General features: G+C 49.6%; 21 protein-coding genes. 3 read left to right on the forward strand and 18 right to left on the reverse strand.

Annotated elements, in window-relative coordinates:
- From WDV75_RS18120 to WDV75_RS18180, 12 genes are all read right to left on the reverse strand, one after another.
- A complete protein-coding gene (locus WDV75_RS18120) occupies window positions 1-267 on the reverse strand; it encodes a putative phage tail assembly chaperone (RefSeq protein WP_273570596.1) in 267 nt (88 codons plus the stop codon).
- Window positions 268-368: 101 nt separating this feature from the next.
- Window positions 369-761: a hypothetical protein gene (locus WDV75_RS18130; RefSeq protein WP_420497539.1), complete on the reverse strand. Its 393-nt coding sequence runs from the start codon at window positions 759-761 to the stop codon at window positions 369-371.
- Complete coding sequence (locus WDV75_RS18135; RefSeq protein ID WP_273570592.1) at window positions 758-1096, reverse strand: M15 family metallopeptidase; 339 nt, start codon at window positions 1094-1096, stop codon at window positions 758-760. The genes WDV75_RS18130 and WDV75_RS18135 overlap by 4 nt, the downstream gene beginning before the upstream one ends.
- A complete protein-coding gene (locus tag WDV75_RS18140) occupies window positions 1093-1386 on the reverse strand; it encodes a phage holin family protein (protein WP_273570590.1) in 294 nt (97 codons plus the stop codon). The genes WDV75_RS18135 and WDV75_RS18140 overlap by 4 nt, the downstream gene beginning before the upstream one ends.
- Window positions 1387-1398: 12 nt before the next feature.
- Window positions 1399-1854 (reverse strand): DUF2597 family protein, encoded by a 456-nt coding sequence (locus WDV75_RS18145; RefSeq protein WP_273570588.1) that lies wholly within the window; start codon window positions 1852-1854, stop codon window positions 1399-1401.
- Complete coding sequence (locus WDV75_RS18150; RefSeq protein WP_273570621.1) at window positions 1851-2975, reverse strand: DUF2586 domain-containing protein; 1125 nt, start codon at window positions 2973-2975, stop codon at window positions 1851-1853. Before WDV75_RS18150 ends, WDV75_RS18145 begins: the two co-directional genes overlap by 4 nt.
- 26 nt (window positions 2976-3001) lie before the next feature.
- Window positions 3002-3676 carry a hypothetical protein gene (locus WDV75_RS18155; RefSeq protein WP_273570586.1) on the reverse strand — a complete coding sequence of 225 codons (675 nt, stop codon included), beginning with the start codon at window positions 3674-3676 and terminating at the stop codon, window positions 3002-3004.
- Window positions 3673-4173 (reverse strand): phage tail protein, encoded by a 501-nt coding sequence (locus WDV75_RS18160; RefSeq protein ID WP_273570584.1) that lies wholly within the window; start codon window positions 4171-4173, stop codon window positions 3673-3675. The genes WDV75_RS18155 and WDV75_RS18160 overlap by 4 nt, the downstream gene beginning before the upstream one ends.
- A complete protein-coding gene (locus WDV75_RS18165; RefSeq protein ID WP_273570583.1) occupies window positions 4170-4694 on the reverse strand; it encodes a head completion/stabilization protein in 525 nt (174 codons plus the stop codon). The genes WDV75_RS18160 and WDV75_RS18165 overlap by 4 nt, the downstream gene beginning before the upstream one ends.
- A 30-nt stretch (window positions 4695-4724) precedes the next feature.
- On the reverse strand, window positions 4725-5429 hold the full coding sequence (gene gpM / locus WDV75_RS18170) for a phage terminase small subunit (protein ID WP_273570581.1): 705 nt from the start codon (window positions 5427-5429) through the stop codon (window positions 4725-4727).
- The gene (locus tag WDV75_RS18175) at window positions 5429-6466 is read right to left on the reverse strand and encodes a phage major capsid protein, P2 family (protein WP_273570579.1); all 1038 of its coding nucleotides are present in this window, start codon (window positions 6464-6466) and stop codon (window positions 5429-5431) included. The genes gpM and WDV75_RS18175 overlap by 1 nt, the downstream gene beginning before the upstream one ends.
- Before the next feature lie 17 nt (window positions 6467-6483).
- A complete protein-coding gene (locus WDV75_RS18180; protein ID WP_273570577.1) occupies window positions 6484-7314 on the reverse strand; it encodes a GPO family capsid scaffolding protein in 831 nt (276 codons plus the stop codon).
- A 178-nt stretch (window positions 7315-7492) separates the two neighbouring features.
- Between WDV75_RS18180 and WDV75_RS18185 the strand changes: the two genes are divergently transcribed.
- The 3 genes from WDV75_RS18185 to WDV75_RS18195 are packed head-to-tail and all read left to right on the forward strand — an operon-like array spanning window position 7493 to window position 10622.
- Window positions 7493-9277, forward strand: coding sequence for a terminase large subunit domain-containing protein (locus WDV75_RS18185; protein ID WP_273570575.1), 1785 nt, complete (start codon window positions 7493-7495; stop codon window positions 9275-9277).
- Complete coding sequence (locus WDV75_RS18190) at window positions 9277-10305, forward strand: phage portal protein (protein ID WP_273570573.1); 1029 nt, start codon at window positions 9277-9279, stop codon at window positions 10303-10305. The genes WDV75_RS18185 and WDV75_RS18190 overlap by 1 nt, the downstream gene beginning before the upstream one ends.
- Window positions 10302-10622 (forward strand): ogr/Delta-like zinc finger family protein, encoded by a 321-nt coding sequence (locus tag WDV75_RS18195; protein WP_273570572.1) that lies wholly within the window; start codon window positions 10302-10304, stop codon window positions 10620-10622. The genes WDV75_RS18190 and WDV75_RS18195 overlap by 4 nt, the downstream gene beginning before the upstream one ends.
- A 38-nt stretch (window positions 10623-10660) precedes the next feature.
- Here the strand turns inward: WDV75_RS18195 and WDV75_RS18200 are convergent, their stop codons facing one another.
- The 6 genes from WDV75_RS18200 to WDV75_RS18225 all read right to left on the reverse strand — a co-directional run bounded on the left by WDV75_RS18200 (window position 10661) and on the right by WDV75_RS18225 (window position 14844).
- Window positions 10661-10816: a hypothetical protein gene (locus tag WDV75_RS18200; protein ID WP_273570570.1), complete on the reverse strand. Its 156-nt coding sequence runs from the start codon at window positions 10814-10816 to the stop codon at window positions 10661-10663.
- A gap of 281 nt (window positions 10817-11097) precedes the next feature.
- Window positions 11098-11358, reverse strand: coding sequence for a hypothetical protein (locus tag WDV75_RS18205; protein WP_273570568.1), 261 nt, complete (start codon window positions 11356-11358; stop codon window positions 11098-11100).
- A complete protein-coding gene (locus WDV75_RS18210) occupies window positions 11355-13460 on the reverse strand; it encodes a replication endonuclease (RefSeq protein WP_273570619.1) in 2106 nt (701 codons plus the stop codon). Before WDV75_RS18210 ends, WDV75_RS18205 begins: the two co-directional genes overlap by 4 nt.
- A gap of 68 nt (window positions 13461-13528) precedes the next feature.
- On the reverse strand, window positions 13529-14197 hold the full coding sequence (locus tag WDV75_RS18215) for a TraR/DksA family transcriptional regulator (RefSeq protein WP_337927177.1): 669 nt from the start codon (window positions 14195-14197) through the stop codon (window positions 13529-13531).
- 11 nt (window positions 14198-14208) lie between these two features.
- A complete protein-coding gene (locus WDV75_RS18220; RefSeq protein ID WP_273570567.1) occupies window positions 14209-14412 on the reverse strand; it encodes a DUF2732 family protein in 204 nt (67 codons plus the stop codon).
- A 78-nt stretch (window positions 14413-14490) separates the two neighbouring features.
- A complete protein-coding gene (locus WDV75_RS18225) occupies window positions 14491-14844 on the reverse strand; it encodes a DUF5347 family protein (protein WP_273570566.1) in 354 nt (117 codons plus the stop codon).
- Between the last annotated feature and the right edge of the window lie 31 nt (window positions 14845-14875).

Consider the following 14875-nt stretch of genomic DNA (forward strand, 5'->3'; position numbering starts at 1 on the left):
TTAGTTTTTTATTTCGATGTCCAGTTTAGGCGCATATGCCGAATTGACGCGCTCGACAATCTGCATGGCCGCACCGGGGATTTGCAGGAACTCATCCAGCACGGCTTTAGACGCAGGCTGCACAATGCGGCGCAAATAAGTGACAATGGGCACAATCTTATTCTCCAGTGTCATATCATTAATCATGCTGTTATAGGCGATAATATTCGGTTCAAATTGAATTTCCGTTTCACCAATCATTAACGTGATCATTTTATTTTCTTTCATAAGTTAATTCCTTTCGTTTATTGATTTCATCCACTAATTGATTATGCCGGGCGGCGCAATGGCCATAGAGTTGGATATAATCAATTAAAATATTGGCTAAATTATTTCCGGTCATTCCCGCCAATCGGGGTAACCGTTCCTGGCAGGGGGTCAGTAAGTTTTCCTGATAAGGTTCGTTCAATACGGTCGGCTGTCTCGTTGTACATCCTGACAAACTCAGGGCTAACGCACACAGCAGTAAAAACAGGCTTAACCACCTCAGTACGTATTTCTCTGGGGGCAGCATGGGCGATTTCCTCCAGTTTGCCTTCCAATTGCCGGGCGGCGGCGCTGGAAATGGCCTGCAATTCCTGCCGGAGGGTCTGTCCGGTTTTCGCCGCTGCCCGCGTGATGTTCAGTTCCATGCTGTCACGGTAATAATGGTTAACGCGCCAGCCCGCAACGAACGCCAATGCCACGATGAGGAAATAGAGCGTCCGCACCTTAAGCATCATTTCACCCCGTTATGTGCCAGCGAGAAATGATTGCCATCGGGACGGGAAAAGCGCCCGCCCCATGTCCCGCCCAGGGATTCCCAATATTCCCCCAATGGCAAGTACGCCTCGCTACGGGTCTGGTATTTGCCCTGGATAAACAGGTTAAGATCAACCGCTAAACGTTGGGTATGCAGGCTATTAGCAATACCTGTCCCTTTTTGCGCATTCAGCTTCGCCTGCTCCGGTGTCCGGTAAGCCTCCCCGAACGTCACGCGGTAACCGCGTTCGTCCGCCCATAAGATCAATTGAGCCATCAGGACGGCAAATAACTGCTGTTTTTCACTCAGTGTCATTTCTTTAGCTTCCCTGTCAGCAATGCGCTGCCGCGCTTACGTAACCAGACCTCAATGAGCTGATAGCCGGCAATGCCCAATGCGCTGCCAATGCCGGTCACCGCTATCGGGCTGATACCCGGCCACCAAATCAACAAGGCGCCTGCCATCACCGACACCGCAGAACCCAGGATCACGCGACCGATAAATAGCCGTAACGTAATGGGTTCGTGGCCTGTCAGCATCTTGCCTAACGCAATCAGTGCCCCCAATAGCACCAGCGTCACAAAGGTTTTCTCATGTTCTTCCATGAACTGCCATCCCTAGCCAATCAGGCTTTGAGTCAATTCCGCTTCCAGATAGGGAATGCCATTGATACGCACAAAGTCGGGTGACGTCACCACAAACTTGACTTTGTGGGTCATGACGCTGCCCCCTTTCGGATCAACGTCCAAAATATCGCTGACAATCAGTTTGCAGCCGTAGGCTTCAACCTTGATCTCTTCATTGCCTGCCTTAGCATACCACATCAGGTCAACGGGCTGAATCCCGCGCCATGATCCCGCCGAACGGGCTTTGGCGGTGACAATCGCCAGATATTTGGTGCTGAGTTCAATTTCCCCCTCCGCCGCGACATCCCCGGCAATATAGCCATCCGGTACGCCCTGGGTCTGGGCGGCGGCGGTGTTGTCGGTAATGGACAGGTTGACCTTTTCAGCATGAACCAGATCCCCGTCCATATTAAAATCTATCGACTGGCCTGATATCCGTTTGCTCATGCGCTTTTCTCCAGACTGCTATCCAGCAACAGACTCACTGAAATACCTTTCGGACATTCATAGGTGCGGATAGTGATATAAATTTCCACCGTGTTTTTATTGCGCCAGGTGATAGCGACATCCCCCTCTTTCGGTGACTTCACTTCGCCGGGGAACGTCACCCCGTTAATGTCGGTACTACGTGACATTTCACGTAACGTGCGGGCAAAGTAAGCCTGGTGTGTTGCCACACTGCCCGGCGTACTGTTTAGACTCCGGTCGGCAATTTTGGCAATCGCCTGCAACCGCACCCGGCGCGCCACTTTATCGACGACGCGCAGATTTTCGATGCTCTGGTAGTCCCCGCCTTCCACGTCCAGGGTGCGGCCATCTGACCAGTACAACCCGTCATAATCGGGATACCACATTGGCACGCTGAAACGCAGTTTTTCCAGTGCCTGCAAGGTCGCCAGATCAATCGGCTGGCCTGTGCCATCCAACGGAAAATCGGTTGACCCTAAATCCATCAGGGCACCTGTCTGTACCCGTGCGGGACTGTCGGCCACAGTGACGGCACGGTGACACAAACGCCCGGCCAGTACGCCCGCCTCATTCCCCCACAGGCACGGCACCAGTTGCACTGAGGGCACAGCCTCACCCTTTTGCAGTTCGGCCAGACGGGTGACATAATCCGCCCACGGCTCTTTGGATTGTGGGCTATCCACGGCCAGGATCGCCCACTGCCAGCGGCCAAACTTGGCGATGGTGTTGGCACGCAGGGTTTGCGCGGCCTTGATCATGGCTTTATTGGCACCGACCGTCAGGACATAGCCCTCAACGCTGGCGACCGTCTGCGCCGCGGTCACGGCCTCGATAAAGGCCAGTTCATCCGCCGATTCCGGCAGAATATGGACATAGCCCGACCAGTTTTGCCCCGCGTTTGCCATCGCTGCCAGAACATGGCGTTTGAGCGCGGTGTTTGCCGTGCCCAGCACGGCATCAAAGTCTGTCTGGGTATTGACAGAGAGCGTCTTGCCGACGTGGGTTTTTCCCGCCCCGACAAAGAGCAATACCCGTTCAATCTCCTGGGTTTCGCCTTGCAGTTGGTTAACCTGGTTAACCTGAACATGTGGCCACATAATTTAATTTCATTCCTTAATTAAGGCGTTTATCCTGCGCCGTACCCAATCCCTTGTAACTGGCGTTCCAGCGCCTTGCTGAATTCTTCATCATTCATACCCAAGAACGCGCGGGCAGGGATCGTAATTTCCCATTGGCTTTTGATGGTTTCGCCACTTAATATGCGGATCATGGTTCCGGCCTGAATAAATTTCATATTGGCAGTAATCTCCTTGATTGGGGGTTTACGCCAGCGTTTCCCTTTTTTGACTTTATAGCCTAAGTCACGCAACTTCTTTGCTTGCCCGATGGTCGCCATCCGTTCACGGTCAACGTTCTTTTTCACCTGCTGTCGGCTAACCTGAACATTCATCCCGTATTGCTGTGCATAACCCACAACACCCGCAGGCACTGACTGGCTGCCATTCCGGTAATGCCCGCCTTGCAGATAAACCCGCACCGCGTCAATTTCCGGCATTTCCCTGATATGCAACAGCTTCGGCATATTCCTGAGCATCTTCTGTCGCCTTGGGCTTTTTCTGGCAGGCCAGCTTTCGCCTTCGGGTGATCGCTGGTTGCGTACATTGCGCTTGGCGGCATCAATCAGCCCATATTTGGCAATGCGCCATAACAAGCGCTGGCGCTTTTTTTCCGGCAGATCAAGGCTGCGCAACTCATCTTGCAATTTCTTAAGCTGGTTGCGGTTTAACTGACCGTGGATCATATCGGGCGTTTCCCAATCTGGGCACCCGTCTCATCCACACTGTGCACCGCGCCTTGTTCAGCGAACCAGACTTCGGACTCGGCCAGTGACCAGCGCTTGCCATCAAACGGGATCATGCCTTTTGGATCTTCCCGTATCACCACGGGTTCAGCCAGCGACAGCGACACCACGACAACCGCCGTATTGCCGTCCACTTCAACGGTCAATGTCGGTTGTTCCTGCTCGACATTGACATCATTAAAACTGTCTCCCTGCGCGGTTAACCATACGTCAATCAACAAGGGAATATTGCGCGGATCACACTCCCTGTAGGGGAAGCGTCCCCAGGCAATCACTGCCTCATATTGCTGGACAAACATCTGGTATTGCCCCAGCCCTAAATCCCGTTGCGCCGGAATAAAGCGGATTTCATCCATTTCACTGGTAAATTCCGTCTCACAAAGGCGGGCAGGCAGGTTTTCCCGTAAAAAAGCCGTCAATTGCTGCAATTTGCTCATATTGAACGCACCGTGACACGTTTATGCCCTTTCATATTGCGCAGTACCACGGCAGCTTCTGCCAGCAGGCGGGTGCGCACTTCCGGGCTTTCCTGTCCCGGATTGGGGGCACGGCTAACCAGTGACGTATATTCGCCCAATAGATCGGCTTTAGCCCGGGCATACACCGCTTTTTTATACTGGCTGACCAGGGCGTTACTCCCGTTGATGGTAATGCCTGCTACATCTGCTGCCCGCTGATAACCTTTGGCCTGCAAACGTGATCTCAGGCGCTGTAAATCCAGATTGATCTCGGCCACGGTCGCCAGCAATGCATTGGCTAACATATCGTTATCTAAGTCCGCAGGCAGCCTGCGATTGACCTGAAATTCCCGCAAATTCAAATCCGGCCAAAAGCCATCATTGGTCAATGGGGCGTCCCGGTAATCCACGGTATTGCCATTAAACATCGTGTTCCTCCCTGAAAAAAAGCGGGCTGTCCGGTTTCCACGGCCATCAGCAATCAATTGCCCTGCCTCCACCGCGCCCGCTCCGGCTTGCGGTAGTCGTTGTTATTCGGTTGTCAGTGCCCGTATACGGGCGGCGATCCGTTGCCGATAGGTTTTCACACCTGATGCAGGGTTGCATTGATGCGCTTTTGCCAGCCAGCTATCGGCTTGCGCCAGCACGTCCAGACTCTCCACGTTGCTGGCTTTAATGTCGGTGTTATCGCCTTTCAGTCGCGTTAACGCAGCAAATTTGTAGTACTTGGCCTTAATTTTCTCGTGAACTTGCCATTTTTCAGTCACATTGTGAAATGTCCGTGAAAAATAGGGTTCAACAGAATGACCCGCTTCCGCTTCCCGTTGTGCCCAAAGCAATATGGTATCGGCCACGAACGCAGGGAAGCTGCTGCGAAAATTGTCGGGGGTGAGCTGTCCCTGCTCAATGGCGATATCCGCCCAATCCAATCCCTGACTGAATTCCCCAATATCAAATAACCAGATCACGCAGTAGGCGAAAATCGGGTTGCGGTACACCTCGCCCTCATCCAGGTAACGTTGTGCTGTCGGTAAATAATGCGGCAACAGTTCCCGCTTTTTCATCTCAACCCGTTCTGCGGTCAGTGTTAACTGGCGCAACCGCTTGACATCCTGCTCAATGGCACGGGCTTGCAGGTGCATACTCGCGCCATCGGCAATGGCAACGGCTTGCTGCCGTGCCAGTTTCTGGCGCAGTTCCACTTCCGCCCGATGGCGTTGAGCAGGTGACAACATTAGTCTGTACTCGGTTTTTCAGCAGGTTCCGCCACCTTGCCAATCTTCACAGCCCCTTCGTCATAAGCGGCATACAACTCTGGCGTTTCCAGTGCATAACCTTCGTTGCGCAGGTATTTGTTTTCGAACTGCTTACGATCGTCCGCAAATTCCGCTTTACGCTGACGGGTATTGCGCTGGGTCAGAATTTGCAGGTTCGGCAACATGGTGACCACCATACGCTTACCCGGCATAAACGGCGGCACCATCGCCGGACGCCCTGCGATAGAATTGCCCAACATCTGCGCGGCAATTTTTTCAGTCGGTCTATCCGCTGACTGATAAAGCCGGTACTGTTCGGCGGCGACCAAATCTGCACCTACCAACACGACCAGACGTGGGTCATGGATAAATTGCTGTGGAATGCAGGTGTTAATCAGGTCAGACGCCATCGAATCCAGTGATTTATGATCGCCGTGTTCATCCAGTGTGATAGGCGTGGTAAGCACCTGCTTGCCGCCATCCCACGCTTTAGCAATTTCATGCCAGCCTATGTTGACATCCTCGCCGTTCGGGTTCGCGTCAGGGTCGGTTGTGTCCGCCGCACTCTTACCGTTAAAACCGATACGCAGCATATCCAGCGCAAACGATTCATTGATAAATGCCTGCATACGCTGGAAAAACTCGTTTTCATTGCCGGAGTTTGCCCAAATGGACAACAAGTCCCATTTCAACGCCGCACCGGAATCAGTTTCTCTCAGTTTATATTCGTTACCATCCACACCTGTATCACGTATAAAGCGGCCAGATTTCTTACGTCCGGTAAACAGTCCCGGATTACCCACCGACACCACCTGACCGGAAAGCTGATCCACATCCGCACAGGTAATCATGTTAAGGAAATCGACCGACTCCAGCAGCGCGGTACGTAGAGCGGTTTCTTTTGGGTCAGTCAGCGAGAAATAACGTGAGGTGTCTTCAATTTCAACCCCATAGGATTCGGCCAATCCCGCCGTATATTTTTGCAAAAATGCCCGTGCCCGTTGATTTAGTTGCATAGCTCTTCCCTTCGCGGTTATAGGAAATTAAAACGGGCGTTTTTATTGCCTTTCGGATTGCGTGACGGCACACGGGTTGCCAGCGTGTCCAGCTTGCCGAAGTTTTTCACAATCTTCTGCAAGTTATCGCGCAGGCAGGCAAAATCTTCGGTATCCACCACTTCTTTAACGGTTTCGACATCTTCCTGTACTTCTTCCACGGTCTGCTCAGTGGATTCCAGCTTGCTTTCGACGGCGGTCATTCGCTTATCCATCTCGGCCAACGCCTCAGCGATAGCCTGCAACGCATCGTCACCCGTAGTTTCGGCTGGGGTTTCTTCCGGCTCTTCCATGTTAAAAAAGCTTCTCCATCCTTTTTTGGCCTTTGCCATCTTGCTTTCCTTAATCTGTTTAACTTCGTCAATTACCAGCGGTTTATACGTGCCTGACCGATGAAATTTTTTCTTTTTACTGAACTGTAAGCGTGTTGTACCTACACTCGCTGGCGAGTCCGTGACTGCCAGTCCTTCCAGATAGGTTTTGCCTGTGCCGCGAAAATTACCGTTCGGAGTAAACTCAACGGAGGTGAATAACAGTTGCCCGTCCCGGTTGGCATCCAACAAGCGGTGATTGGGTCGCAGTTGCGCATAGAGACGCAAAGCTCCGTCCTCCCCTCGTTCGGCCTTGACCGCGAGCACTTCCCCCATAGCTCCAAACCAGCGGTCGTGTTCCGGCCAGATTCGGGCGGTATACAGTTGAGGGTCGTAGAGTTCGGCGGCATCCAGAATCCATTGCGGTTCCATCACCCGGCCATCAACGGTGTCGCCTTCCATGGCAATACATATCCAGTTAGTCATTAACTGAGACATATCGCATTCCTTATCATTGCTTCACACACAGTATTGCGAATTAAATCAGCGACGGCGAGCGGTGCAATGCGGATGAATTCGGATATCACGCATAACCGAATGTAACCGAAGTAAACCGAACGAAAGCGGCCTGTTCGCCCGGCATAATGAGGGCATCATAAAACAAGGATGTTTAACAATGGCCAAATACTCAGATGAACTGATCAAAGTAGCGAAGTCGCTTTATCTGCGCCGCTATACGCCAGTTGAAATTGCCCGTGAATTAAATCTACCCAATCGGCGGATCATTTATTACTGGGCGGAAAAATGGCACTGGGCGGATATGCTCAGTCATGAAAGTGTGATTGAGGCAGTAAATCGCCGGATTGCTCTGCTCAGTGAACGCAATGATAAGAATGCCGTCGAGCTGGACGAACTCGACCGCCTGATAGCCCACCATGTCAAACTGATGGCGCAGGAAAATAAACATAAAGAGAAGCTGGCTGAGATTAAGGCGCAGGCAGGCTCTGGCAGTGAAAGCGAATATGCCCCATCCGGGGACGGTGATCCGAAGAAAAAGAAACGCCAGCGTAAAAATGATATTTCCATGCTGACGGAAGAAGATTTCCAGCAGTTTGCTGATGAACAGCTTTTCGGTTATCAGCAGCACTTACGCAGCAATCTCACCAAACAAATCAGGAACATTCTCAAGAGCCGCCAGATTGGGGCAACATGGTATTTTGCCTTTGAAGCCTTCGAAGATGCCGTTTTAACGGGAAAACCTCAGATCTTTCTGTCAGCGTCCAAACCGCAAGCGGAAGTCTTCCGTTCTTATATCGTTAATATTGCCGAACAATTCTTCAGGGTAACACTGACGGGTAACCCAATTCGCCTGAGTAACGGAGCAGAGCTGCGCTTCTTGTCCACCAATAAGAACACCGCGCAGTCTTATAGCGGTCACTTGTACTGTGATGAATATTTTTGGGTGCCTGACTTTAAACGCCTCAATGAAGTGGCGTCGGCTATGGCAACCCATAACCATTGGCGTACCACCTATTTTTCTACACCGAGTGCCAAAACTCATCCAGCCTATCCGTTCTGGACGGGTGACGAATGGCGCGGCAATGATGCCAAACGCAAAAATGTGGCCTTCCCTGCTTTTGATGAATATCGCGATGGCGGGCGAGATTGTCCTGATGGGCAATGGCGTTATGTCATTACGCTGGAAGATGCCATCAAGGGCGGCTTTAACCTTGCCAGCATTGATCGCCTGCGCAACCGCTATAACCAGGACACCTTTAACATGCTCTATATGTGCGTGTTTGTGGATAGCGGTGCCTCTGTATTCAAATATCACCAACTGGAAAAATGCGGCGTTGATATCAACCTCTGGGAAGATCATGACCCCAACGCCTCGCGCCCGTTTGGTGAGCGTGAAGTCTGGGGCGGCTTCGACCCTGCCCGTTCCGGTGATACCTCTACCTTTGTGATTGTTGCCCCGCCGTTGATGGCAGGCGAAGCCTTTCGGGTGTTAGCCACATTCTACTGGCAGGGCATGAACTGGAAGCACCAGGCGAAACTGATTGAAGACCTGTTCAAACGCTACCGCTTTACCCATATCGGCATTGATACCACGGGCATTGGGCACGGGGTCTATGAAATGGTGCAGGACTTCGCGCCCCGCCAGACACAAGCCATTCACTACAGCCAGCAAAGCAAAAACCAACTGGTCATGAAGATGATCGATGTGGTCAGCGAAGAACGGCTCGAATGGGACGGGGAACAAAAAGAAATCCTGGCCTCATTCCTGGCTATCCGCCATACCACCACGGGCAAAGGCGGCGCCATGACCTTTGTTGCCGACCGTTCGCAGGAAACCGGACACGCCGACGTATTTTGGGCTATTGCCCATGCCCTGATGAATGAACCCCTCAATTACGAGAAGAAACGCACCTCCAAATACCAATTTTCAAAGGCAGCATGATGAGCAAGAAAACGTTAAGGAAAACCGCCAAGGCAGCAAATACCCCCCGTCAACGGAAAATGAGCCTGATCACGCTGGGTAAGCCTGAGCCAATACTCACGACCATGACGGATTACCAGAAAATCTGGTATGACAACGATTATGATCATTACACCCTGCCCATTGACCGTCTGGCACTGGCGCAGCTCACCAACATGAACGGGCAACACGGCGGTATTATCTACTCCCGCCACAATATGATTGCGTCGGATTACCTCGGTGGCGGACTGAGCCACGAACAATTCAGGGCAGCTATTATCAATTTCCTGATTTTCGGGGATGTGGCCATCCTGAAAATGCGCAACTTCTGGGGTGATATCGTCAGATTGGGGGTGCTGCCCTCCCTTTACCTGCGCCGCCGTAAGGACGGGGATTTTGTGGTCTTGCAGGAAGGTGAGCCACTGGTTTACTCACCGGAAGAAGTGATCTTCATTAAGCAATATGATCCACAACAGCAGGTTTATGGTTTGCCGGATTATATCGGCGGTATCCATGCGGCCTTGCTCAACTCAGAAGCGACCATCTTTCGCCGCCGCTATTACCACAATGGTGCCCACACGGGCGGCATCATTTACACCAATGATCCCAATATCTCTGATGAAACCGAAGAAGAAATTATCCGGAAACTGCAACAAAGCAAGGGGATCGGTAATTTTGACACCCTGTTCGTGAATATTCCCAATGGCGATCCAGACGGCATCAAGTTTATTCCGGTCGGGGACATTTCCGCCAATGATGAATTTGCCAATGTCAAAAGTATCAGCTCACAAGACGTGCTGACCGCCCACCGATTCCCGGCCGGCCTGGCAGGCATTATCCCGACCAATGCCGCCGGATTGGGTGATCCGGAAAAGGCGCGGGCGGCCTACCGCCTGGATGAAGTTATCCCTGTTCAAAATATGTTCATGAATGCGATGAATAACCCGGATGTGCCAGAAATATTACATATCCGTTTTAAACAAGATAACGCAGTTTCGGGTGAAGAATGAGCAAGAAAATGGTAAAATCGAGGCAAATCGACACATTAGGGAAAAGAAACATGCGGGTATTAAAAATCATCTGCCCTGAGTGCGGAGCTAAGTCGGTCATCCGCAAAACCAACCGGATGCACCACCAGATCGCTGATATTTATTGTTCATGCTCTGATGTGGAATGTGGGCACACTTTTGTGATGAATCTGACGTTCTCACACACCCTTAGCCCCAGCGCTAAAACGGGCGATACCCTGTTGCAGACCGTGATTAATAACCTCAATCCGCAACAGCGCCAGATGGCATTAGACTTGCTGCAAGCCAATGCAGCATGACTTAAGTTTTAAGAAGCCACTCTCAGTGGCTTTTCTATTTAGGTTTCCAGCTCACTTTTTACTTGCTTAATCAACTCGCCAAGCCAAAACAAGGCAGTCTGCCTGTCATTATCATTTAAATATTCCGATCCTCCCATTTTGCAAATTAATTCAATACGATCTAAAAGAATGGAGGTGTTTAAAGAATCTAACATTTTATCCCTACGATTTGAAATACAACACTCACAACACTGTATATATAAACAGATGTAAATTAATATAATTGCTCCCTGAATTAATTGCATTAGGCAATATTTAATTGTGTGACTTACCCGATATTTCTAGAATTTTTCCCTAAAAACACCACATAAATCGCTTTTTTATTGGAAGAATGACTTTTAAATCAATGTGTAAATTTAGGCCATCACTTGAGCAATAAACCTCTTTTGGTGACGCCAGCTTCCTGCTGGCGTTGACGTTGGGTGGTTTTGTGTGATTACCAGCGAGGGTGAGGTAAACGGCACAAATAAAGCTCTTCAAATACCTGTTGTGGCAATCTCCCAGCAATTCGTTCTTTATCCATGCGATTTTCAACATCATCAAACAACGTCACCTGCCTGCATTTATGCAAAAAGCGGTTACGATGATGTTGATTGGCTTTCCAGCGTTCCTGCCAACCAAGTAAATCTAAAACAAATTTACGGTGAATGTGGTTAACGATTTCGATATCTAAATCAATTCCTAAATCAATTCTCATTGCTTCCTCATTTTCCCAAGTCTATTAATCCGCGCCCGCAATCCATCACGGCGCGTCTCTTTTTGCCGTTCCGACTCCACAGGAATAAAACTGCCATTCGTCCATAACTTAAATGGCTGTTCATTGATGCTGATCTTTCCACCGATAATTAATGACTGCGCCATAAATCGGCTAAAATCCATCCCGATGGAATCGGCATAATCGATAATTTTTTCAATCAGTTTCTCACTACTGCCTCTGGCTGTATCAGACAACCCCGTACAGTTATTGACAGAACTCGAACTCCTAGGCGGTGCGGACGCACCGCTAAAACCTGCCTCCGCTGACGCTTCGGCTAACTTCGGCACAATCTTCCAGCTCTTGAGCCGGGTCAAAATTGGGGTATCCATGCCCACCAAGGGCGAAAAAACGCCCTTGATGCGGATCACCTCCTCACCGTGGGTGTTAGTTTCCGGCTGTGTCTCATACCACAGGCGCGCGACCAAATCGTCACGGCGAACGAATGGGCCACCCTGCGCATTGATATAATTCGCCCAGTCACCGTTATCCGCCGCATCATGTACAGCGGCAAATTCAACACTCAGCCCCATAGCTACATCATGGTCTGCCATGCGGCGCAATTCGCGGTAAACCGTCACAGGTGCACCACCTACAAATTGGAATTGACGGATACGCCAACGCGCCGCCCAGGCACTGGCCGCCACAGCCGCTTCTTTCATAGGGCGATTGCTTTCATCATCCAGCTCGTCGTCCATCGCGTAGCCATCAATGTTCTTAGAAATGTATTTCGCCACATAGCCCGTTGCTGACCCTTTTTCCGGATCAATCTTCTCGGCATGAAACCGCGCTTTCAGGGCTTTTTCAGTGCGCAGTTCGTGGTGGTCTTCCTTCAAAGCATACTCACGGATGATATCGCGCACTTGATCCGCCTGGTCTGGCTGCATAAAAAACAGCATGTGCCAATGGGGTGTACCATCGTGATGAGGTTCAGCCACGCGGATACCAAAGATACGTAAATTGTTACGATGAAGTTTGGCTCTGATTTTTGCCCAAAGGCCGCTTAAATATTGTTGCGTATCTGCCGGACTGCATCCTTTCCACTTACGATTACGGTGTCCGTGGCGGGTCGTGGCGTGATATTTAGAGGGGGCGGTTAGGGTGTAAAACTCAGCCATGTAGCCCAGTTCATTACAGATATTTTCAAAGCCACGGATGCGCACCATCATTTCGGTACGACGGATCGCAGGATTGGCCACGCTGCCATAATATTTATCAATCAGGCTGATGCGGTTGCCCTCTTCGTCTTCCAGTTCCATCGACTTGATAAAGTCTTTGGTGCGGCGCTTTTGCTCTTTCCATTCGGAAATTGCCATCTTGCTGGCGTAGATACTTTTCTGTTTGCTAACATGATTGATTGAGATCTGTAAATGCTCACGCCACTCCGCCGCCAGACGGCGCAGGCGACCTAACCACCATTTATCGGAGATCATGCGAGAAATAGCCGCCATCGCCTGCGTTTCATCAAAGAAGCTGCCTGTTAACTTATCCCAATAAGGCACATTCTGACGGTAGGCTTTGGTGATCGCCGCCGACCGCATATACAGGACATATACCCGTTTTAGATCGCCTTCTTCTGGTCTAGAGTCTGCAACAGCTTGCAAGTCCCGATTGATGAAATCAGCGATATCACACGCCAGCAGTTCGAGATCTTCCCGTGACATATCAGGAATACGGTTAAACCGCGCCATATACAGCGCGTTATCCACGTTCATTTCCTGAATCTGGTAACGCTCAGTCACTAACGTCACTCTGGGTAAGATACGATCAACGAATGTCTTAGATAAAAAAGCCTCGGCGCGTGGTGTCCCTTGCTCCTTTTCTAAAACACTCGCTTTGTATTGAACATCAAGGCGAACGATAGACGGCTGCTTTTTTAGTAGCTGCTGAACATATTCACGTTCTTTGATCACCTTAACAATCGCTTGGTGCTCTTCTTCTTTCTGGTATTGCTCCGCATAGGTTGGGAACGGTCTGGTTATTGGCTGGACAGGCTTATTCCACGGCGTAGAAACGCCAGCAGCCAGAGCTGCGTTATGTGGCATCTCTGGCTGAAATTTACTGTGTTGGCGGCGCGGTTTGGATTGTGCGCCGCTGGTTGCAGGTACGGGGTTCACTCACAAACCCCAGCAGACACTGAGCTACATGTCTGTACTTCTTCCTCATTAGCACCTTCATAAAAAAAATGTTCAGGTGTTAGCAATGAATATTCATAAAATGAAATATTGACTTCACTAGGATTATCTAGCTTGTCCCGAAGATAATAAACCTCATCAATTAATACCGTAATTCGCTGCTCGATATCATCAAGCCAATCATACCCCCCCTCCAGAGAAAGGACGACATAATCACCTTTTTTGAATTCGGTAGATAAATTTTGATTGTCAAAAATATTCTCAATACCCACACTTTTGACGATAAAGCATTGATTTACCCTATCGAGTATTTCGACGCAAGCTTCCTCACAACCATTATTTAAGACACCAATACAACGGTTTTTATTATTTCTAATGGTAAAAAAATCAGCATCATCAAGATTAACAAAATGAATATTAGCCATATCATACATCTCTATAATGTTTCTTAAATGTTTCTTAATTAATTCAAAATCACTCTGACAATCCACACAGCGAGTACAACCCATCACCTGAGCACGGCGTGTTTCGGGAATAGCTTCGCCGCAGTCTTCACACTCAAACGCTGAAACACCGACCGGACGGTTAATATGTGCAGCAATCTGGCGTTCCAATATTTCCTCAGCGTACTGGGTACTGGCAAGCACGGTCAATCACATCAAACATAGTGCCATTCCTGCGCCTGGCGGTTGATGTTCTCGGATTCACTTTTCAGCAAGGCAGCACTCACCGAATATTCCATTTTGTTTTTCAAAACATGCGCGGACAATTTGTCCAAACGGGATGAAAACAAATCAGCATAATGCTTGCGCTCATCCTCCCGCACCTGCTTTATTAATTGTTCAATATCTTTATGTTCCATTCTTTATTTCCTGTTTTCAGATAAAAAGAATCCCTGACGTATTGACGCCATTAAAATTAAATCAGTAATTATTGTTATTTAATTAGGCAGTGATAAACCCGTGGGTAATAATGGAACGGCTGCCTTAATTTTATTGATGGCTTTAATTAACTCGCTTCGCTCTGCGATGCTAAATTGATCTAATTCCAATCCATGCCGTTCTTTCTTAATATTGGCAATAAAGAAAATGGCTGCCAGTACGCGAATATTATCGACATAATTCGGATTGCGTTTATTTCGCATCTCATCAACAAAAGCCTTTAATTGCTCGTTACCCGTTTTTAAATGTTGCTGCCTAATTTTAGCCAGTTGATTTAAACCATTCACGCGCACATCAAAAGCGATTTTGCTGGCTCGCTGTTCTGTTGATTCAAATTGGCATTCCGTGTTCATAAAAACATCACCGTATAAGAAACAGAAAAAA

It is taken from the genome of Xenorhabdus griffiniae, assembly GCF_037265215.1.
GTDB classification, from domain to species: domain Bacteria; phylum Pseudomonadota; class Gammaproteobacteria; order Enterobacterales; family Enterobacteriaceae; genus Xenorhabdus; species Xenorhabdus griffiniae.

Excerpts from the sequence above, each read along its gene's own strand:
- gpM (WP_273570581.1), bottom strand. The coding sequence starts at position 5,429 with ATGTTGTCACCTGCTCAACGCCATCGGGCGGAAGTGGAACTGCGCCAG.
- WDV75_RS18120 (WP_273570596.1), bottom strand. The coding sequence starts at position 267 with ATGAAAGAAAATAAAATGATCACGTTAATGATTGGTGAAACGGAAATT.
- WDV75_RS18135 (WP_273570592.1), bottom strand. The coding sequence starts at position 1,096 with ATGACACTGAGTGAAAAACAGCAGTTATTTGCCGTCCTGATGGCTCAA.
- WDV75_RS18175 (WP_273570579.1), bottom strand. The coding sequence starts at position 6,466 with ATGCAACTAAATCAACGGGCACGGGCATTTTTGCAAAAATATACGGCG.
- WDV75_RS18155 (WP_273570586.1), bottom strand. The coding sequence starts at position 3,676 with ATGATCCACGGTCAGTTAAACCGCAACCAGCTTAAGAAATTGCAAGAT.
- WDV75_RS18185 (WP_273570575.1), top strand. The coding sequence starts at position 7,493 with ATGGCCAAATACTCAGATGAACTGATCAAAGTAGCGAAGTCGCTTTAT.
- WDV75_RS18205 (WP_273570568.1), bottom strand. The coding sequence starts at position 11,358 with ATGAGAATTGATTTAGGAATTGATTTAGATATCGAAATCGTTAACCAC.
- WDV75_RS18200 (WP_273570570.1), bottom strand. The coding sequence starts at position 10,816 with ATGTTAGATTCTTTAAACACCTCCATTCTTTTAGATCGTATTGAATTA.
- WDV75_RS18180 (WP_273570577.1), bottom strand. The coding sequence starts at position 7,314 with ATGTCTCAGTTAATGACTAACTGGATATGTATTGCCATGGAAGGCGAC.
- WDV75_RS18225 (WP_273570566.1), bottom strand. The coding sequence starts at position 14,844 with ATGAACACGGAATGCCAATTTGAATCAACAGAACAGCGAGCCAGCAAA.
- WDV75_RS18160 (WP_273570584.1), bottom strand. The coding sequence starts at position 4,173 with ATGAGCAAATTGCAGCAATTGACGGCTTTTTTACGGGAAAACCTGCCT.
- WDV75_RS18220 (WP_273570567.1), bottom strand. The coding sequence starts at position 14,412 with ATGGAACATAAAGATATTGAACAATTAATAAAGCAGGTGCGGGAGGAT.
- WDV75_RS18145 (WP_273570588.1), bottom strand. The coding sequence starts at position 1,854 with ATGAGCAAACGGATATCAGGCCAGTCGATAGATTTTAATATGGACGGG.
- WDV75_RS18190 (WP_273570573.1), top strand. The coding sequence starts at position 9,277 with ATGAGCAAGAAAACGTTAAGGAAAACCGCCAAGGCAGCAAATACCCCC.
- WDV75_RS18195 (WP_273570572.1), top strand. The coding sequence starts at position 10,302 with ATGAGCAAGAAAATGGTAAAATCGAGGCAAATCGACACATTAGGGAAA.
- WDV75_RS18140 (WP_273570590.1), bottom strand. The coding sequence starts at position 1,386 with ATGGAAGAACATGAGAAAACCTTTGTGACGCTGGTGCTATTGGGGGCA.
- WDV75_RS18210 (WP_273570619.1), bottom strand. The coding sequence starts at position 13,460 with ATGCCACATAACGCAGCTCTGGCTGCTGGCGTTTCTACGCCGTGGAAT.
- WDV75_RS18130 (WP_420497539.1), bottom strand. The coding sequence starts at position 761 with ATGATGCTTAAGGTGCGGACGCTCTATTTCCTCATCGTGGCATTGGCG.